The sequence below is a fragment of the Zobellella taiwanensis genome (assembly GCF_003012795.1).
Lineage (GTDB): Bacteria > Pseudomonadota > Gammaproteobacteria > Enterobacterales > Aeromonadaceae > Oceanimonas > Oceanimonas taiwanensis.
In genome coordinates this window covers 167,806-187,209 of the sequence record NZ_PXYH01000001.1, presented here as the reverse complement: position 1 = coordinate 187,209, position 19,404 = coordinate 167,806, and the positions used below count along the sequence as shown (strand labels likewise).

General features: G+C 60.6%; 18 protein-coding genes and 1 riboswitch. Of the genes, 11 read left to right on the top strand and 7 right to left on the bottom strand.

Annotated features, from left to right (window positions below; all coding sequences use genetic code 11):
- Positions 1–45: 45 nt before the first annotated feature.
- Positions 46–645, bottom strand: coding sequence for a GTP cyclohydrolase II (gene ribA / locus C7I36_RS00810; protein WP_106451848.1), 600 nt, complete (start codon positions 643–645; stop codon positions 46–48).
- A gap of 205 nt (positions 646–850) precedes the next feature.
- On the opposite strand from ribA, the gene cmk reads away from it, so the two are divergent.
- The 7 genes from cmk (at position 851) to C7I36_RS00775 (ending at position 6,312) form a co-directional block, all read left to right on the top strand.
- On the top strand, positions 851–1,531 hold the full coding sequence (gene cmk, locus C7I36_RS00805; RefSeq protein ID WP_106451847.1) for a (d)CMP kinase: 681 nt from the start codon (positions 851–853) through the stop codon (positions 1,529–1,531).
- A gap of 107 nt (positions 1,532–1,638) precedes the next feature.
- Positions 1,639–3,309: a 30S ribosomal protein S1 gene (rpsA, locus tag C7I36_RS00800; RefSeq protein ID WP_106451846.1), complete on the top strand. Its 1,671-nt coding sequence runs from the start codon at positions 1,639–1,641 to the stop codon at positions 3,307–3,309.
- 66 nt (positions 3,310–3,375) lie between these two features.
- A complete protein-coding gene (ihfB, locus tag C7I36_RS00795) occupies positions 3,376–3,657 on the top strand; it encodes an integration host factor subunit beta (protein WP_106451845.1) in 282 nt (93 codons plus the stop codon).
- Positions 3,658–3,745: 88 nt separating this feature from the next.
- Positions 3,746–4,033, top strand: coding sequence for a LapA family protein (locus C7I36_RS00790; protein ID WP_106451844.1), 288 nt, complete (start codon positions 3,746–3,748; stop codon positions 4,031–4,033).
- Between the two features lie 8 nt (positions 4,034–4,041).
- Positions 4,042–5,211: a lipopolysaccharide assembly protein LapB gene (lapB, locus tag C7I36_RS00785; protein ID WP_106451843.1), complete on the top strand. Its 1,170-nt coding sequence runs from the start codon at positions 4,042–4,044 to the stop codon at positions 5,209–5,211.
- 152 nt (positions 5,212–5,363) lie between these two features.
- Positions 5,364–6,077, top strand: coding sequence for an orotidine-5'-phosphate decarboxylase (gene pyrF / locus C7I36_RS00780; RefSeq protein WP_106451842.1), 714 nt, complete (start codon positions 5,364–5,366; stop codon positions 6,075–6,077).
- A complete protein-coding gene (locus tag C7I36_RS00775) occupies positions 6,070–6,312 on the top strand; it encodes a DUF3820 family protein (RefSeq protein ID WP_106451954.1) in 243 nt (80 codons plus the stop codon). The genes pyrF and C7I36_RS00775 overlap by 8 nt, the downstream gene beginning before the upstream one ends.
- 215 nt (positions 6,313–6,527) lie before the next feature.
- On the opposite strand, the gene C7I36_RS00770 is transcribed toward C7I36_RS00775, so the two are convergent.
- A complete protein-coding gene (locus C7I36_RS00770; protein WP_106451841.1) occupies positions 6,528–6,932 on the bottom strand; it encodes an H-NS family histone-like protein in 405 nt (134 codons plus the stop codon).
- Between the two features lie 379 nt (positions 6,933–7,311).
- Positions 7,312–7,486: riboswitch (Lysine riboswitch) on the top strand.
- 72 nt (positions 7,487–7,558) lie between these two features.
- Between C7I36_RS00770 and C7I36_RS00765 the strand changes: the two genes are divergently transcribed.
- Entirely contained in the window at positions 7,559–9,112 is a 1,554-nt protein-coding gene (locus C7I36_RS00765; protein ID WP_146137288.1) for a Na+/H+ antiporter NhaC family protein, read from the top strand.
- Positions 9,113–9,115: 3 nt separating this feature from the next.
- The gene (locus C7I36_RS00760) at positions 9,116–9,694 is read left to right on the top strand and encodes a thymidine kinase (RefSeq protein ID WP_106451839.1); all 579 of its coding nucleotides are present in this window, start codon (positions 9,116–9,118) and stop codon (positions 9,692–9,694) included.
- A 6-nt stretch (positions 9,695–9,700) separates the two neighbouring features.
- Here C7I36_RS00760 and C7I36_RS00755 read toward each other — a convergent pair whose 3' ends face one another.
- The 5 genes from C7I36_RS00755 to C7I36_RS00735 all read right to left on the bottom strand — a co-directional run bounded on the left by C7I36_RS00755 (position 9,701) and on the right by C7I36_RS00735 (position 15,417).
- Positions 9,701–10,927 carry an EAL and HDOD domain-containing protein gene (locus tag C7I36_RS00755; RefSeq protein WP_106451838.1) on the bottom strand — a complete coding sequence of 409 codons (1,227 nt, stop codon included), beginning with the start codon at positions 10,925–10,927 and terminating at the stop codon, positions 9,701–9,703.
- A gap of 114 nt (positions 10,928–11,041) precedes the next feature.
- Positions 11,042–12,340, bottom strand: a complete 1,299-nt coding sequence (locus C7I36_RS00750) for an outer membrane protein transport protein (protein ID WP_106451837.1) — start codon at positions 12,338–12,340, stop codon at positions 11,042–11,044.
- Positions 12,341–12,511: 171 nt separating this feature from the next.
- Positions 12,512–13,975 carry a sodium/proline symporter PutP gene (gene putP / locus C7I36_RS00745; protein ID WP_106451836.1) on the bottom strand — a complete coding sequence of 488 codons (1,464 nt, stop codon included), beginning with the start codon at positions 13,973–13,975 and terminating at the stop codon, positions 12,512–12,514.
- Positions 13,976–14,180: 205 nt separating this feature from the next.
- Complete coding sequence (locus tag C7I36_RS00740) at positions 14,181–14,909, bottom strand: DUF3379 domain-containing protein (protein WP_106451835.1); 729 nt, start codon at positions 14,907–14,909, stop codon at positions 14,181–14,183.
- A complete protein-coding gene (locus tag C7I36_RS00735) occupies positions 14,902–15,417 on the bottom strand; it encodes a sigma-70 family RNA polymerase sigma factor (RefSeq protein WP_245879985.1) in 516 nt (171 codons plus the stop codon). Before C7I36_RS00735 ends, C7I36_RS00740 begins: the two co-directional genes overlap by 8 nt.
- A gap of 226 nt (positions 15,418–15,643) precedes the next feature.
- Between C7I36_RS00735 and fadI the strand changes: the two genes are divergently transcribed.
- Both fadI and fadJ read left to right on the top strand, forming a co-directional pair.
- Positions 15,644–16,957, top strand: coding sequence for an acetyl-CoA C-acyltransferase FadI (fadI, locus tag C7I36_RS00730; protein WP_106451833.1), 1,314 nt, complete (start codon positions 15,644–15,646; stop codon positions 16,955–16,957).
- The gene (gene fadJ, locus C7I36_RS00725; protein ID WP_106451832.1) at positions 16,954–19,068 is read left to right on the top strand and encodes a fatty acid oxidation complex subunit alpha FadJ; all 2,115 of its coding nucleotides are present in this window, start codon (positions 16,954–16,956) and stop codon (positions 19,066–19,068) included. Before fadI ends, fadJ begins: the two co-directional genes overlap by 4 nt.
- Positions 19,069–19,404: the final 336 nt, after the last annotated feature.

Sequence of the window (19,404 nt, the reverse complement as noted above, 5' to 3'; positions counted from 1 at the left end):
GTTGATATAACGACAAAACGGGCGCCAGGCGCCCGTTTTTTGTGCTCAGTCCTGCTCCTTGAGCATATGGCCCAGCTTGCCGGCCTTGGTGTCGAGGTAATGCTCGTTGAAGGGGTTGCGCCCTTCCTGCAACGGCACCCGCTCCACCACCGGAATACCGAAGTTTTCCATCGCCTTGACCTTGCGCGGGTTGTTGGTCATCAGCCGCAGCCCGCTTACGCCCAGGCTGCGCAGCATGTCGGCGCAGATGGTGTAATCGCGCATATCGGCGGCGAAACCCAGCTCGACATTGGCTTCTACCGTGTCCTTGCCCTGATCCTGCAGGTGATAGGCGTGGATTTTGTTCAGCAGGCCGATGCCCCGGCCTTCCTGGCGGACATAGAGCAGCACGCCCCGGCCTTCCCTGGCGATGTTTTCCAGGGCGGCCTGCAGCTGGAAGCCGCAGTCGCAGCGCAGGCTGAACAGGGCGTCGCCGGTCAGGCATTCGGAATGGATGCGGGCCAGCACCGGTTCACCGTTGCCGATGTCGCCCATGACCAGGGCGGCATGATCCTTGCCCGTTCCCTTTTCTTCAAACCCGACCAGGGTAAAGGTGCCCCAGGGGGTGGGCAATTTGGAGTTTGCCATCCGGGTAACACTGCTCATGGCGTTCCTCTTGCGTTAGCACATCAACGAAAAATGGCGGCTATTGTAAAGCGGATAAACGGGCAGGTATAGGTTCAATCGCGTGGGGCTCATTGTTAATTAATTGTAATATATGCCTTTGTTGCCCAACTCGGGTATAATGCCGGCCGCGCGGAACCCGGGCCCGGCCCGGCGTTGCCCGAACTCATGATCTATGGAGGACGCCATGTCTGAACAAGCTCCCGTCATCACCGTCGATGGCCCGGGCGGAGCCGGCAAGGGAACCCTTTGCCAGTTGCTGGCCGAACAACTGGAATGGCATTTGCTCGACTCCGGCGCCATCTACCGGGTGCTGGCGCTGGCCGCCCTGCATCACAATGTGGCGCTGGACGATGAAGCCGGCCTGATGCCCCTGGCGGCACACCTGGATGTACAGTTTCCGGTGGAGCAGGGGCAGATCCGCACCATACTGGAGGGCGAAGACGTTTCCCGCAGTATCCGCACCCAGGATATCGCCGATGCGGCCAGCAAGGTTGCCGCCTTCCCCCGGGTGCGCGAGGCCCTGCTACGGCGCCAGCGCGCCTTTCGTGCCAAGCCCGGACTTATCGCCGACGGGCGCGATATGGGCACAGTGGTGTTCCCCGATGCGCAGGTCAAAATCTTCCTCGATGCCAGTGCCGAGGAGCGTGCCCAGCGGCGGTTTAAACAGTTGCAAGACAAGGGCTTTGATGTTAGCTTTGACCGCCTTTTAAGCGAAATTCAGGAGCGTGACCACCGGGACAGAAACCGGAGTGTGGCGCCCCTCAAGGCGGCCGACGATGCCCTGGTTATCGACTCCACCGACCTGACCATCACACAAGTGCTGGAAAAAGTCCTGGGTCATACTAAGGTTATGCTTGGCCGCTAAAGCATTTGGCAATGCCAGCCTTAAGGAAGAGGCCGGTCAGTGTTAATCACCCCACCGGAGCCGGATTGCCCCGTGGATGTTCAACTTTAAAAGTGTATTCATTAAACATGACTGAATCTTTTGCTCAACTCTTTGAAGAGTCTCTGAAAGAGCTCGAAACCCGTCCCGGTTCCATCGTCAAGGGTACCGTTGTTGCCATCGAGAACGGTATCGTTCTGGTTGACGCCGGTCTGAAATCCGAATCCGCCATTCCCGCCGAACAGTTCAAGAACGCCCAGGGCGAGCTGGAAATCAGCGTTGGCGACCAGGTTGACGTAGCTCTGGATGCCGTTGAAGACGGTTTCGGCGAGACTCAGCTTTCCCGCGAAAAAGCCAAGCGTCACGAAGCCTGGCTGCAACTGGAAAAAGCCTACGAAGATCAGGAAACCGTTGTTGGCGTTATCAACGGCAAGGTCAAAGGCGGCTTCACCGTAGAAGTGAACAGCATCCGTGCCTTCCTGCCCGGTTCTCTGGTCGACGTACGTCCGGTACGCGACACCCTGCACCTGGAAGGCAAAGAGCTTGAGTTCAAAGTCATCAAGCTGGACCAGAAGCGCAACAACGTGGTCGTTTCCCGCCGCGCCGTGATCGAAACCGAGAACAGCGTAGAGCGCGAGCAGCTGCTCGAAAACCTGCAGGAAGGCCAGGAAGTCAAGGGTATCGTCAAGAACCTGACCGACTACGGTGCCTTCGTTGATCTGGGCGGCGTAGACGGCCTGCTGCACATCACCGACATGGCCTGGAAGCGCGTTAAGCATCCGTCCGAGATCGTGAACGTGGGCGACGAAATCAACGTTAAAGTGCTGAAGTTCGACCGCGAGCGCACCCGTGTGTCTCTGGGCCTGAAGCAACTGGGCGAAGATCCGTGGGTCGATATCGCCAACCGTTATCCGGAAGGCACCCGTCTGTCCGGCCGCGTGACCAACCTGACCGACTACGGCTGCTTCGTTGAAATCGAAGAAGGCGTTGAAGGCCTGGTGCACGTGTCCGAAATGGACTGGACCAACAAGAACATCCACCCCTCCAAAGTGGTTTCCGTTGGCGACAACGTGGATGTCATGGTTCTGGACATCGACGAAGAGCGTCGTCGTATCTCCCTGGGCCTCAAGCAGTGCAAAGCCAACCCCTGGCAGCTGTTTGCCGAGACCCACAACAAGGGTGATCGCGTTTCCGGCAAGATCAAGTCCATCACCGACTTCGGTATCTTCATCGGTCTGGACGGCGGCATCGACGGTCTGGTTCACCTGTCCGACATTTCCTGGAACGCCAACGGTGACGAAGCCGTTCGTGATTTCAAGAAAGGCGACGAAATCGACGCCGTTGTTCTGCAGGTCGATCCCGAGCGCGAGCGCATCAGCCTGGGCGTGAAGCAAATCGACGAGGACCCCTTCAATAAGTACCTGTCTGACAACAAGAAAGGTGCTATCGTTAAGGGTACCATCACCGCCGTTGACGCCAAGGGCGCCGTGGTTGAGCTGGAAGAAGGCGTGGAAGGTTACGTCCGCGTTGCCGACATCTCCCGCGACCGCATCGAAGACGCCTCCACCGTGCTGAGCGTGGGTGAGGAAGTCGAAGCGCGCTTCATGGGCGTGGATCGCAAGAACCGCACCGTCAGCCTGTCCATCCGTGCGAAGGACGAAGCTGAAGAGAAAGCCGTTATGGACAACCTGAACCAACAGCAAGAAGAAGTTGGTCTGAGTGCCATGGCGGAAGCGTTCAAGGCGGCCAAAGGCGAATAAGCCTGTCCGATTTGAAAAGGGGGCCCTTCGCGGCCCCTTTTTGTTGGATGTTCCGGAGACTGAATCATGACCAAATCAGACCTGATTGAACGACTGTCCGAACAATACAGCCACCTTTCCGCCAAGGAAGTGGAAAACGCCATCAAGGAAATTCTCGAACAGATGGCCTCGACCCTGCAAAGCGGGGATCGCATTGAAATTCGCGGCTTTGGCAGTTTCTCGCTCCATTACCGGGCGCCCCGCCTGGGCCGCAATCCCAAGACCGGCGAGAAAGTGGAATTGACCGGCAAATATGTACCCCATTTCAAACCGGGCAAGGAACTGCGCGAGCGGGTAAACCCGGCTTAATATCACTTTTCCCGGCTCGCCTTATGGCGGGGGCCGGTCTTTTCCGGGATAATGCCGATACTCGGAATCAGGAAGTTGAGAGGATACGGTGAAAATCATTCTTGGCCTGGTAATACTGGCAATTCTTTTCGCGGTGGGTTTGACGCTGGGCGCGCAAAACGACCAGCTGGTTCATGTCAACTATCTGCTGGCCCAGGGCGACTATCGCCTTTCTTCGTTGTTGGCCGTGGTGTTTGTGGCCGGTTTTCTTATCGGCTGGCTGGTCTTTGGCCTGGTCATGCTGCGCCTCAAGATGAACAACAAGGGACTGCGCAAGAAAGTAGAACGTCAGCACAAGGAACTGGAAGAGCTCAGGGCGTTGCCGGTTAAGGACTGACGACTCCCATGCTGGAATTGCTGTTTCTGCTGCTCCCGGTGGCGGCGGCCTATGGCTGGTATATGGGGCGCAGGGGAGTACGGCAGGATGCTCAGAAACAATCCAATCATTTCTCCCGGCAATACGTTGCCGGGTTGAATTTTTTACTGTCCGACGAGCCGGACAAGGCGGTGGATCTCTTTATCCAGCTGCTGCAGGTCGACAGTGAAACCATTGAAACCCACCTGGCTCTCGGCAATCTGTTCCGCTCCCGTGGCGAAGTGGACAGAGCCATCCGCATTCATCAGAACCTGATCGCACGTCCCAACCTGCTGCCTGAACAGCGCCATCTGGCGATGCTGGAGCTAGCACGGGATTTTCTGGCCGCCGGCCTGCTTGACCGGGCCGAGCACATCCTGAACGAATTGAAGGAAGACCCGGACTTTGAAGAAGAGGCCCTGAGCCAGCTGATGCTGATTTACCAGCAACTGCGGGACTGGGAGCAGGCCATTGCGGTGGCCGAGCGGTTGCGCAAGCGCCGTGGGATCAAAACGATGACGCCCATAGGCCATTTCTATTGCGAGCTGGCCGAACAAAAACGGCGCCGCCAGGACGACAAGGGCGCGATAGCGGACCTGAAAAAGGCATTACGCGCCGATCCGGGCTGCGTACGGGCCAATTTACGGCTGGCGGCCATCCACATTGCCCAGGCGCAATGGAGCCAGGCCGCCGCCTGTCTGGAGCAGGTGGTTGAGCAGGACGAAGATTTTATCAGCGAGGTACTGCCGGATCTGCAGCATTGCTACCACCAGCAGGGCAAGGACGAGCAGTTTGCCGAGCTGCTCGAACACTGGGTCGCCAGGGGCTGCGGCACCAGTGCCGTGCTGATGCTGGCCGATCGGGTCGCCGAGCGGGAAGGGCAAATCAGCGCCGAGCAGTTGGTGTTGTCCCAGTTGCAGCGCCATCCCACCATGAAAGGCTTTTACCGGCTGATGTCCTACCACGCGGCCAACGCCGAGCAGGGCAGGGCCAGGGCCAGCCTGGAGATGCTCAAGGCGCTGGTGGCCGAACAAATCAAGGCCAAGCCCAGCCATCGCTGCGGCCAGTGCGGCTTTGCCAGCCATACCCTGTTTTGGCAATGCCCTTCCTGCAAACAGTGGGGCAGCATCAAACCGGTGCGTGGCCTGGACGGCGAATGATTTGGCCACGGGAATGGGGGACCGGTTGGTAACCACCACATATTGTCACTCCGGCGCAGGCCGGCGTTCCGGGTGGGTTGCACCCTTGTCCGAAGGGTGGATTCCGGCCCGGGATCCGGCATGGCCAAGTATAAAAATAAAGGTACTCATTTATGCAAGCATCACATAACGGCGATCCCAAAATACTGATTGCGCTCGATTTCGCCGATGAGCAGCAGGCGCTGGCCCTGGTGGCGCAGCTGGATCCCAGCCAGTGCCGGCTCAAGGTCGGCAAGGAAATGTTCACCCTGTTCGGGCCCGACTTTGTCCGTGCCCTGGTTGCCCGGGGTTTCGATGTTTTCCTCGACCTGAAATTCCACGACATTCCCAACACCGTAGCCAAGGCGGTGGCGGCGGCGGCCGAGCTGGGAGTATGGATGGTCAACGTCCATGCCAGCGGCGGCCCCCGCATGATGCAGGCGGCCCGCGAGGCCCTGCAGCCCTATGGCGAGCGCGCCCCTCTGTTGATTGCGGTTACCGTCCTGACCAGCATGACCGGCGACGAGCTGAGCCAGATCGGCGTGCTGCGTTCGCCCGCCGAGCAGGTACTGGCCCTGGCCCGCCTGACCCGGGACGCGGGGCTGGATGGCGTGGTGTGCTCCGCCCAGGAGGCCAGCCTGCTCAAGGCCGAGCTGGGGCCGGACTTCAAGCTGGTTACCCCCGGTATCCGCCCGGCGGGCAGCGATGCCGGCGATCAGCGCCGCATCATGACCCCGGAGCAGGCCCTGGCTGCAGGCAGCGACTACCTGGTGATTGGCCGGCCCATCACCCAGGCGGCGGAGCCCGCCGCCGTGCTGGCCGCCATCAATGCCGGCCTGCATGGCTGACGCTGTTTTACCCGGCCTGGATCAGGCCGGGTTGCTTCGCCTCATCCGCCGGCCCATGCCCTACGGCAAATACCAGGGGCAGCCACTGTTGCGGCTGCCCATGGCCTATTTGTGCTGGCTGGAGCGCAAGGGCTGGCCGCCCGGTACTCTGGGAGCCGAGCTGGCGCTGGTTTATGAATTCAAGCTCAACGGCCTGGAGCAGGGACTTTATGCTTTTCTTGCTGCGCAACGGTGATGCATCGTGAAGGGGCTGTGCCATTGCCACAAGGGGAGGCGTACCCGTCGGATAATGGTGCCAATGGCGCGAATGCCATTGCAATTGAACCCGTGGTCAAATATGCCCGCCAGCGTAACGCAATAAAAGGCATGAAACCCGGGGATGATAAAAGCGCGGTAAAAGGATAAAAAAACGGGGCCCTGGAGGCCCCGTTTTAACAGGAGTCTGTGAAATCACTTGATAAGGAATTCATCCAGGCTGGCGCCATTATCCAGTGCTTTCTGGATAACGGCAGGCTTGCGGCCCTGGCCGGTCCAGGTTTTGCTCTCGCCGCTTTCATCGGTATAAGCGTATTTGGCGGGGCGCTTGCTGCGCGGAGCCACGGCCTTTTTGGCGGGCTCGGCCATCTCAACCAGATCGTTGATATCAATGCCGTCGGCGGCCAACATGTTCATATATTCTTTCAGCTTGCGCTCACGCTCTTCCTGGGCGGCCCTGTCGGCAGCTTCGGCTTCACGACGTTCTTCCACCACAGAAGTCAGTTTGGACAGGCCTTCTTCAAGTTGTTCCAGAGTCAGCTCGCGAGCGGCGGCACGCAGGCTTCGGATATTCAGCAGTGTTTTGAGGAATTCGGTCATTATGTTCACCTGTGGTGTAATTGAATTTATTCGGATGGATTAAATTTACAACGTCAATTTGTCGCTGGCAAGTTAATTAGTTATTTACCGGCTTAATTGATTTGGCAAGGATTCAAGACCGGAGACATCTCCAGAATATTGCATTTGCAAAATGCAATAATTTTGCCAAATGGGAGGCGCAGGATGGGTGATCCTTTTCGGGCTGGCGATATCGGCGGGACCATCATCCCGATGTATTCATAAATGTAAAACTGTGCAGGGGGTTATGTTAAACACCAGGGCGCAGAATGGCCAATGGAGTGGGTAAATGCGGTAAAAAGCGACAAGGTCCAGCCCAATCTGTTGATCTTTCACTTTTTGACAGTAAAATCCTCCAGCTTACCTGCGTAGAGGTGCATCTCTTATCAGTAGGCCGGATCAGGGTGATGCCGTTTATCCCGGTTGAAAGGAAGGAATGCCGAAGTCGCCGTGTTTATCGAACATGGCGGCTGGGATCAGTACCGAAAGGGCTGATACTGTCACGGTGATGATCGCCGTGATGCGCTACTGCTGGGAAAGAGAGGGCCATGCTATACCGGTTTCCTGTTCCTGGTGGTGATATTGTCAATTCAGATCCAGGTGCCGTTGTGGAATCTCATCCGTATATCCAGACCGTTTGGTCCTTGCTTCCTCCGCTGCTGGCCATCGTGCTGGCCATTGCGACCCGCCGTGTATTGCTTTCCCTCGGCCTGGGAATACTCCTGGCCGCGCTGTTGCTGCAACAATTCCAGCCCTTGTCCGCCGCCGGCCATTTGGCCGCCAGGGTCGGTACCCTGTTCTGGGATGAGGGCGCGCTCAATGAGTGGAATGTCAATATATTGCTGTTCCTGCTATTGCTCGGCTGCATCATCAGCATGTTGAGCCGGATCGGTGCCACCCACGCCTTTGCCCAATGGGCACAGGCCAGAATAAAAAGCCGTCGTCAGGCCAAGGTAATGACCGGCTTGCTGGTCTTTGTTTTCTTTATCGATGATTATTTTCACAGTCTGTCGGTGGGCACCATTTGTCGTCCGGTGACCGACAGATTCGGTATATCCCGTGCCAAGCTGGCCTATTTGCTCGACTCCACCGCCGCGCCCATTTGCGTGCTGATGCCGGTGTCTTCCTGGGGGGCCTATATCATCGCCCTGGTGGGCGGTATTCTTGCCGGTTACGGCCTCACCGGGCAAAGTGCCCTGGGGGCTTTCCTGACCATGGGCGCGATGAATTTTTATGCCCTGTTTACCCTGCTGATGGTGATCCTGGTCATTCGTGGCGGCTGGGATTTGGGCGCCATGGCCCGGCACGAGCAAAAGGCCATGGCGGGCGAGCTGTTTGACGCCAACAAGGGGACGCCGCCCGGAGTCCAGGATCACGACACCAGCGGCGGCCGGGTGGCCGATTTGCTGCTGGCCATCGGCGGCCTGACCCTGGTGACGGTGATAGCCCTGTTCTGGACCGGCGCCCGGGCCCTGGCGGAAAGCGAAACCGCCTTCAGCCTGCTGGGGGCGCTGGAAAACACCAATGTGGGACGCTCCCTGGTGCTGGGCGGCCTGGCCGGCACACTGATCTGCGCCATCGCCATGCTCCGTGGCCGGGTCACCGCCGCCGGCTGGCTGCAGACCATCATGGCCGGTATCAAGGGCATGCTGCCGGCCATATATATCCTGTTGTTTGCCTGGACCATCGCCGGCCTGATCGGCGAGCTGCACACCGGTAAATACCTGGCTTCGCTGGTACAGCAGAACATGCCGCTGTTTCTGTTGCCGGCGGTGCTGTTTGTGCTGGCGGGCACCATGGCCTTTGCCACCGGAACCAGCTGGGGCACCTTTGGCGTCATGTTGCCGATTGCCGCCGACATGACCATGGCCCTCGATCCCGCCATGCTGCTGCCCGGCATGTCGGCCGTCATGGCCGGCGCCGTGTTTGGCGATCATTGCTCGCCCATTTCCGACACCACCATACTGTCGTCCACCGGGGCCTCCTGCCATCACATCGACCATGTGATGACCCAGCTGCCCTATGCCCTGTCGATGGCGCTGGTGAGCGTGGCGGGCTACCTGGCCCTGGGCAAGACCGGCTCCTTGCTCGCCGGCTTTATCGCCGCGCTGGCGGGATTTGTGGCGGTGCTGGGCTACTGGGCCTGGCGGCAGCGGAGCTGAACCATGGCGTCCCTGCACTACAAATACGCGGCCATGAATTCGGGCAAGTCGACCCAGCTTATTCAGGCCCATTTCAATTACCGGGAGCGGGGGCTGTCGCCCTATGCCATGACGCCGCGCATTGACAACCGGGCGGGCGAAGGGCTGATCCGCGCCCGGGTGGGATTGCAGCTGGAGGTAGACAGCTTTGGCCGGGACTGCGACCTGTTCGCCCTTATTGCCGAGCGTGCCGCCCGCCGGCCGGTGGATGTGTTTATCCTGGACGAGGCCCAGTTCCTGACCCGGGATCAGGTTTACCAGCTGGCGCGCATTGTCGATGAGCTGGATATCCCGGTCATGGCCTACGGCCTGAAAACCGATTTCAGGGGCGAGCTGTTCGAGGGGGCATATTACCTGCTGTGCCTGGCGGACAAGCTGGAGGAGCTGAAAACCATCTGCTGGTGCGGCAACAAGGCCCATATGAATGCACGGCTGGGCCCCGAGGGGGTGGTGCGGGAAGGGGACCAGATAGAAATCGGCGGCAATGAGCGCTATGTGGCCCTGTGCCGCCGCCACTACATCGAGGGCCGGACCCGGCCCTGAGCCTGCTCAGGGGGCGCGGTAGTAGCTGCTCAGGCAGTGGCTCCAGCGCACCGCTTCTTCATAGCAGCGGGCGCTGGTTTCCTGGCTCACGCCCATAAAGGCCAGCCTTTTCTGCAGCTGCGGCCAGTTGGTCTGCTCGTGGTCGTGGATCACGCCCATCAAAAAGCCGAGTTCGCCCTTGTTGTGCAGCAGCGCCTGGCAGACCTGGTCCGATACCGGCAACTGGGGCAGGATTTCGTCCAGCGGCCGCTCCAGCAGGATGTCGAGCAGGGAGAACAGGCCGCACAGAAAGGCGTCGTCGGCGAGGGACGAGTCCAGGTGCTGGACCAGCAGCTCGCACCAGCGGGCCCGGATAATCGACAGCCGGTACAGCTCGGCATTTTTGTTTTTGCTGATGTAGGCGGTCATCACCAGGGCGGTGAAGCGTTTGAGTTGCTGATGGCCCAGGTAGACAATGGCATTGCGCAACTTGTCGATGGTCTGGTTGCGATAGCCCAGGTGCAGGCTGTTGACGTAGCGCAGCAGGTTATAGGACAGGGGCAGATCCCGGCTGAACAGGCCGGTGAGCCGGTCGTAGTTGACCTCGTCTTCGTTGACCGCGGCCAGCAGCTCGAAGGCGGTGGTTTCGTCCGTGGTCAGCAGCCGGCGCCGGATCACCTGGGGTTGCTGGAAATAATAACCCTGGAAGTAATGGAATCCCGCCTGGCGGGCGGCTTCGTATTCTTCCCGGGTTTCCACCTTTTCGGCAATAAAGCGCAGGCCGGTGAACAGCCGGCAATTGGCGATAAAGCGCCGGCACTGCTCCAGCGGGGTCTGGCGCAAATCCAGCTTGATAAAGTCCATAAACGGCAGAAAATCGTCCCAGTCGCTGCCCGGGTGGTGATCGTCGAGCGCGAGCTTCATGCCGAGCTGTTTGAGCCGCTTAACGCAGTCGAGCAGGGCCTGGGTGGGCCGGGCGTCTTCCAGGATCTCGATAACCAGGTTGTGCTGGTGGAAGGCATCGGCCAGCCCCTCGTGCAGCAGGGTATCGGGAAAATTGACAAAGCACAGGGCATTGCCGACCAGGTCCTCGATTTTCTGGCTCAAAAACTGTTCGGCCATCAGCCGGCGGGTGGCCTGCTCGGCGCCGATATTGGGAAAACGGTTTTCGAGGCCGAGACGAAACAGCAGTTCATACCCGAACGGATTGCCGTTTTTATCGAGGATGGCTTGTCTGGCTACAAAACTGTCCATGGGGATCCCGCAACGAAAAGCAGGGGCGGAATATACCTGATTTTGCGTAGGGAGACAAAGCCCGGGCAAAAAAGAAGCGCCACCCGGGCGCTTCGTATCATCCGGCGTGGCGGCTTAAAAACGGTAGTTCATCTGCAGGCCCAGCAGATAGGCATCGCCACCGGAAGTGAATTCATAATTTGACTCCTTGACGTCAACACGTTTGCCGTCCAAGAAGGCAAAGGCGGCATCAAAGCTCAGATTCTGGCTGTAGGCATAGGTGGCGCCCAGGGTATACCAGGTCCGGTCCACATCCGGGATGGAAATGGAGCGGTATTCCTCGGGCACGGGGGATTTATCGTAGGCCAGGCCGCCGCGCAGGGTCCATTTATCATCAAGCTGATGGGTGGCTCCCATACTTACACGCCAGCTGTTTTTAAATTTTTCATCTTTTTGGAAACAGTCGGTACTGCAGCCATTGCTGACAGCCTTAAGCTCCTGAAAACTGCTCCACTCGGTCCACATAATACCGTAGTGCAGAGCCCAATCCGGCCTGACCTGATGAAAACCGGAAAGCTCTGCTATTGCCGGCAGGGTCAGGTCCAGTTTGCCCGGCTTTTTCACACCACCGGTGCCGACCGGCAGCCCCTGCATCAGGGGGCCATTATTGGGGAGCTGAGGCAAGTCACTTGAATAGTCGCCTTCGAGGGTTAAATCCACTTCCGAGCGATAAGTCAGAGCCCAACGATTACTCTCGTCTGCTTCCAGCAGGATGCCAATATTCCAGCCATAACCCCAGTCGTCACCCGCAAGACGGACAAATTCTGAAGTGGGTTGCAAGCCGAGCCCCGAAGCTGCAATACCTGAGTGCCTAATCAGTTCCGCATCCGCATAAACGGCATTAAAGCCTGCCCCGAGGGAAAGATGCTCATTGGCCTTAAAGGCGATATTGGGGTTGATATTGATGGTGGTCAGTGCTGTTTTGCCTGCAACGGGACCTGCATAATGATCATCCTGGAAAGTGGTGGACAGGCCATAGTTGGTAAAAATCCCCAGGCCGGCAAACCATTGTTCGTTGATCGGTTGTACATAGTAAAAGAAGGGCACCACTGCATCGTCGGCAATATCGTTCGAGTGAGTAGGCAGCCCGGCCGCCTTGCCCGCCTGAGCGGTTGCTCCTTGGCCATCCACATCCACTTCCGGATTGATATATACCGCACCGGTGGAGAGGGCGGGGCGGTCAAACAGGGTCATGGCGGCCGGGTTGCGGCCCAGTACGGAGGCGTTATCGCCAATGGCGCCCTCACCGGCGTAGGCGCGGCCAAGACCCGTGGTGTTTTGCTCTGCCAGCTGGAATGCGGCGGAATGGGCTTGCCCTGCGACCACTGCAATGGAAGCGGCGAGCACGGACAGTTTCAACGTCTTTTTGCTCATAGAAGACTCTCTTGTCGTTGTTGGGTATATCGGGCGCGACGACCTTTTGCGCAGCCGGTAAGGAGGTGTGAACTCTTACCAGTTGGGAGAATAAGAAACTGTAATTAAAAAGTAAAACACTTGTTTACAAAAAAGGAGCCCTCGGGCTCCTTTTGTGAGAGAAATCAAACCTTAAAGGTCCGACTCCATCCGCCGGAAACCCAGCACCACCGACTTGGCGGGCTCCTTGTCGAGCCGGCTGACCACAATGCAGGCCAGACCGCAGATCAGGAAACCGGGCACGATTTCGTACAAATCGAACAGGCCGCCCTCCAGCTGTTTCCAGCCGATCACGGTCAGCGCGCCCAGCACTATGCCGGCCAGGGCGCCGTTGCGGGTCAGCCTGGGCCAGAACACGGACAGGATAATCACCGGGCCGAAGGCGGCGCCAAAACCGGCCCAGGCATAGCTCACCAGGCCCAGCACCGTGGTTTGCGGGTCCAGGGCAATCAGCATGGCGCACACCGCCACGCCCAGCACCGCAAAACGGCCAACCCACACCAGTTCGTGGTCGCCGGCACCGGGGCGCAGCCAGCGCTTGTAAAAATCCTCGGTAATGGCGGAAGAGCACACCAGCAACTGGGAGTCGATGGTGCTCATAATGGCCGACATGATGGCGGCAATCAGCAGGCCGGCCACCCAGGGGTTGAACACGGCGTTGGCCAGGGCGAGGAAGACGGTTTCCGGGTTGTCCAGCGGGGCGTCGGCAAAATAGACGGCGCCGGCCAGGCCCACACCCAGGGCGCCAATCAGCGACAGTATCATCCAGCTCATGGCAATGCGGCGCGACAGCGGCACCGAGCGGGGAGAATCGATGGCCATAAAGCGGGCCAGGATATGGGGCTGGCCGAAGTAACCCAGCCCCCAGGCCAGCAGGCTGAGGCCGCTGAGCAGTGAAAAGTCGTGGAACAGGTCGAGCTTGCTGGCATCCATGCCTTCGAGGGTGGCGAAGGTCTGGTCTATGCCGCCCAGCTCGTTCATCACCACCCAGGGCATCACAATCAGCGCCAGCAGCATCAGTATGCCCTGGAAAAAATCGGTCCAGGACACCGCCAGAAAGCCGCCCATAAAGGTATAGGCCACAATGACCCCGCCGCCGATAATCAGGGCGGTGAGGTAGGGCAGGCCGAACACCTTTTCAAACAGGATGGCGCCGCCCACCAGGCCGGAAGCGGTATAAAAGATGAAAAACACCAGTATGGTCACCGCCGAAATCACCCTCAGCAGGCCGGAATGATCCGCCAGGCGGTTTTCCAGAAAATCGGGCAGGGTGAGGGAGTCATTGGCCTGCTCCGTATACACCCGCAGCCGCTTGGCCACAAACAGCCAGTTGAGCCAGGCGCCAATCACTAGGCCGATGCCAATCCAGGCCTGGTTGATACCGTAAAGGAAAACCGCGCCGGGCAGGCCGAGCAGCAACCAGCCGCTCATGTCCGAGGCGCCCACGCTCAGGGCCGCCACTCCGGGGCCCAGGCGGCGTCCGCCGAGAATATAGTCACTGAGCGAACTGGTGGCCCGGTAGGCCACCAGGCCGATCAGCATGGTCAGCAACAAGTAGCCGACAAAGGTAATCAGAATGGGGAGTTCAATGGTCATAGCGCATTCCTGTTGTTCCGAACAGCGTATTCGCTTCCGTGTGAGCGAGGTGACCGAATGTTACACCATTAGGCCGGGTAACACCCAGCAGCGGCGGCTGTTTTTGCATGGAAAAAGCCCGGAAGGTACAACCGGACAGGGAGAGGGCGGATGGCGGAGAGGGCGTCGGGACGGCCGGCGGCGTGTGTTGCCGCCGGCAAGGGGATCAGATGGCGCGTTCCAGTGAGGCTTTCACTTTTTCCGCCATGCGGTGGATGTCTTCCTGCTTGTCGCTCACCACCACCAGCCGGTTGTAGCTCATGGGCATGACCTCGCCGTGCAGGTTGGCCTCGGAGAACCGCTCTTCCACCTGCAGCGCGCGCTCCATCGGCACCAGGAACACGTGCACCCGGTCGGACTCGCCCTGGATCACCAGGTGCGCCGCCGGACCACCGGCAAACATGCAGTGGTTGGCGTAATAGACCTTGCCCACCCCCGCCAGGTCGGTGAGCCGCGCGCCGTAGGGGCGCAGCTTGGCGTTGATGGTGGTGAGCGTGACTTCCTCGTCGATATAGTGGGTAAAGGGCATTTCCATCTGCACATGGTGCATGGCCACCCGGGAAACCGACGGCAGGCCCGCCCCCGGATCCGGCGACATCTGCACAAAGCGGGTGGCAAAGCCCAGGGTAAAGGCCACCGAGGCGGCAATGGCCAGGTGCCGCCAGCCCAGGCCTTCGCGGCTGTCGGGCTGGCGCAGCAGGTGCGATAGCATCAGCTTGTCGGGCAGGGCCGGGGGCACGGGCTCGTCCAGGGCGCGGGTGAGCTTGCGGTTGAAGTCTTTCATTTCGTCCATGAACTGCCGGTTGCCGGTGCTGGCGGTGGATGCGGCGATAAATTCCGGGCTTTTGTCATTGGGATCCGCATAGGCCCGGCGTCTAAATTCCAGCTCATCCATTGCAGCGACCTCGCGCGTTCTTGTCCTGTTCCAGGGCCTCTTTCAGCTGGTTGCGGGCGCGAAAGAGGCGGGTCATTACGGTATTCTTGTTCAAGTCCAGTATCTCGGCTATTTCTTCCCCGCTGAAGCCGCCGATCACCTGCAGCAGCAGCGGTTCGCGATATTCCACGGCCAGCTCGGCAATATGCCGGCGCAGCCACTCGTTTTCCATGTCCTGTTCAAGCCCCAGGCTTTGTTTATCGGCCACGGGGGTGGTGTCGATATCCACCAGGTCGAACTGCTTGCGTTCAAAGCGGCGGGCGTTCTCGCGCCGCAAAATAGTGATAAGCCAGGCCTTGGCGGCCTTTTCGTCCTTCAGGCTGTCGAGCGCCTTCCAGGCACGCAAAAAGGTTTCCTGCACCAGGTCTTCGGCCACCTGTCGGTCGTGGCACAGCCAGTAGGCATAGCGGAACAAATCGCCATGCAGGGCGTATACCAGGGCCTCGTAACGCTTTTGTTTTATCATCATGCTTTTAGAGACCGCATCCTGCTCGGGCTTCTTTCGCTTGAATACAGAAATCATTGTTCACCGTCGCTAGTGGGGGCTGATTTCAGTCTACCCGCTCTTGGCACGCCGCGCGACAGGGAGTTTTGCCCGGCCTGGGCCCGGGAAAATTTCAATCACCTGTTTAAAACTTGTAGGGCCATTGTTAAGATGCGGGTGAGGTCAGACCTCTTGCCAACAAGGAGCAAACATGTCGCTGACTAATCCCTTAACCACCCGAGCCGGCGATCGCATTGCCATCGTTGCCGGCCTGAGAACCCCCTTCGCCCGCCAGGCCACCGCCTATCGTGGCATTCCCGCCCTGGATTTGGGTCGCATGGTGGTGGCCGAACTGCTGGCCCGCACCCCCATGGATCCGGCCGAGGTGCAGCAGCTGGTGTTCGGCCAGGTGATCCAGATGCCCAAGGCCCCCAACATAGCGCGGGAAATCGTGCTCGGCACCGAGCTGCCCGCGGCCACCGACGCCTACAGCGTAACCCGCGCCTGCGCCACCAGCTTTCAGGCGGTGTCCAACGTTGCCGAGGCGATGATGGCCGGCCAGATCCGGGTGGGCATTGCCGGCGGGGCCGACTCCTCCTCGGTGCTGCCCATCGGCGTCTCCGGCCGGCTGGCCGAGGCGCTGCTCGATTTAAGCAAGGCCAGGTCGCTCGGTGCCCGGCTGGCCATATTGCGCCGGCTCAAACTGAAGGATTTGGCGCCGGTGCCGCCGGCGGTGGCGGAGTATTCTACCGGGTTGTCCATGGGCCAGACCGCCGAGCAGATGGCCAAAAGCCACGGCATTGGCCGCCGGGAGCAGGACGAGCTGGCCCACCGCTCGCACCAGCTGGCCGGCAAGGCCTGGCAGCGGGGCTGGCTGGCCGACGAAGTGATGACCGCCCATGTGCCGCCGTTCAAGGCGCCTTTCGAGCAGGACAACAACATTCGCAGCCAGTCCGAACTGGCCGATTACGCCAAACTGAAACCCGCCTTCGACAAGCGCCACGGCAGCGTGACCGCCGCCAACAGCACCCCGCTGACCGACGGCGCCGCCTGTGTGCTGATGATGACCGAAACCCGCGCCCGGGAGCTGGGGCTCAAGCCGCTCGGTTACCTGCGCAGCTACGCCTACGCCGCCATTGATGTCCGCCAGGACATGCTGCTGGGGCCGAGCTATGCCACGCCGCTGGCGCTGGCGCGCGCCGGCTGCACCCTGGCGGACATGGATTTGGTCGACATGCACGAGGCCTTCGCCGCCCAGACCCTGGCCAACCTCAGGATGTTCGAAAGCCAGGCCTTTGCCGAGCGCGAACTGGGCCTGAGCCGGGCCATAGGCCAGGTGGACATGGCCAGGTTCAACGTGCTGGGCGGCTCCCTGGCCTATGGCCATCCCTTTGCCGCCACCGGCGCGCGCATGATCACCCAAACCCTGAGAGAGCTTAACCGCCGTGGCGGCGGCCTGGCCCTGACCACCGCCTGCGCCGCCGGCGGACTGGGCGCGGCCATGGTACTGGAGGCAGCACAATGAGCGAACAACAACCCACCTTTACCCTGCGTAAAGACGACGACATCGGCATTATTACCATGGACGTGCCGGGCGAGCGCATGAACACCCTGAGGGCGAGCTTTGTCGACGACATTCGCGCCCTGCTGGAGCAGATCCGTGCCGACGGCGAACTCAAGGGGCTGGTGCTGTGCTCGGGCAAGCCCGACTCCTTTGTGGCCGGTGCCGACGTCAACATGCTGGCCGCCTGCCGCAGTGCCGACGAAGCCGCGGCCCTGGCCCGCGCCGGGCAGACCTTGTTCAACGAGCTGGAACAGCTCGAACTGCCGCTGATCGCCGCCATCCACGGGCCCTGCCTGGGCGGCGGCCTGGAGCTGGCACTGGCCTGCCACGGCCGGGTATGCAGCGACGACGACCTCACCCGGCTGGGGCTGCCGGAAGTGCAGCTTGGCCTGCTGCCCGGCTCCGGCGGCACCCAGCGCCTGCCCCGGCGGGTGGGGCTGACCAGGGCCCTGGACATGATGCTCACCGGCAAGCAGCTGCGGCCCAAACAGGCACTCAAGGCCGGCCTGGTGGACGATATGGTGCCGCAGAGCATTTTGCTCGACACCGCCATCGCCCTGGCCCGCCAGGGCAAGCCGAAGCACAAGCGCAAGCAGGATCTCAAGGCCCTGGCGCTGGAGGCCAACCCGCTGGGGCGCAAACTGGTGTTCGACAAGGCGCTGAGTGCCCTGCGCCACAAAACCCGGGGCAACTATCCAGCACCCGAGCGGCTGCTGGAGGTGGTGCGCACCGGTTACGAGCAGGGCATGAAAAAAGGGCTGGAGGCAGAGGCCAGCGCCTTTGGCGAGCTGGTGATGACGCCCGAGTCGGCGGCCCTGCGCCACCTGTTCTTTGCCACCACCGAGATGAAAAAGGAAACCGCCTTCCAGGGCGCCGAGCCCCTGGCGCTCAAGCGCATTGGCGTGCTGGGCGGCGGCCTGATGGGCGGCGGCATCGCCTTTGTGACCGCCACCAGGGCCGGGCTGCCGGTGCGCATCAAGGACATTTCCCATAATGGCATCGGCCAGGCCATGGCCATGGCGCACAGGCTGTTGTCCTCCCGGGTGAAAAAGCGGCAACTGAGGGCGACCGAACGGGACCGCCAGCTGGCGCTGATGACCGGCAGCCTGGATTACAACGGCTTTGAACGGGCCGACATGGTGGTGGAGGCGGTGTTTGAAGATCTGGACATCAAGCAGCAGATGGTGGCGGACGTGGAGCGCCACTGCCCGGCCCAGGCGGTGTTTGCCAGCAACACCTCGTCGCTGCCCATTCACCGGATTGCCGAGCGGGCGGCGCGGCCGGAGCGGGTGGTGGGCCTGCACTACTTCAGCCCGGTGGATAAAATGCCCCTGGCGGAAATTATCCCCCATGCGGGCACCAGCAATGAAACGGTGGCCACCGCCATCCGGCTGGCCCGCGCCCAGGGCAAAACCCCTATAGTAGTGCAGGACAGGGCCGGTTTTTACGTTAACCGCATCCTTGCACCCTACCTGAACGAAGCCGCCCGCCTGCTGCTGGAGGGCGAGCCGATAGAAGCCATTGACCAGGCCCTGGTGGACTACGGCTTTCCGGTGGGGCCCATTACCCTGCTGGATGAAGTGGGCATCGACGTGGCCGCCAAAATCTCGCCCATCCTGGAGCGGGAGCTGGGGGCGCGCTTCAAGGCGCCGGACGCCTTTGGCAAGCTGCTGGACGACCAGCGCTTTGGCAAGAAGAACGGCCGCGGCTTTTACCGCTTCAACAAAAAAGGCAAACCGGTGGACCCGAGTGTGTATGCCCTGCTCGGGGTGTCGCCCCATACCCGGCTGCCGGCCCAGGATCTGGCCGAGCGCTGCGTGCTGATGATGCTCAACGAAGCGGCCCTGGCGCTGGACGAAGGCGTGGTGGCCTCGGCCCGGGACGGCGACATCGGCGCCGTGTTCGGCATTGGCTTCCCGCCCTTTACCGGCGGGCCATTCCATTACATGCACCAGCAGGGCATTGGCGCCATCGTCGCCAAAATGGAGGAATACGCCCGCAAATACGGCGAACGCTTCGCCCCCTGCGGGCCGCTGCGGCAAATGGCCGAACAAGGCGGTAGCTATTACTGAGCCCATTTGCCGAATCCCGTTGCCGCTTCGCGTCAAATAGCGGGCGGCCCGCCCGCGCTCCCAAATGCCGGCGTATTGGTCTTGTGGAGCGCAGGCGGCCCGCACTCCCAAATGCCGGCGTATTGGTCTTGTGGAGCGCAGGCGGCCCGCACTCCCAAATGCCGGCGTATTGGTCTTGTGGAGCGCAGGCGGCCCGCGCTCCCAAATGCCGGCATATTGGTCTTGTGGAGCGCAGGCGGCCCGCCTGCATCAGCGCTCGTAAGAGCGCTTAAAACCGGCCGTACGGACGCCGTCGGCTGCAACGGGCAAATAAATGACTCCGACCCCTTTTTCGGG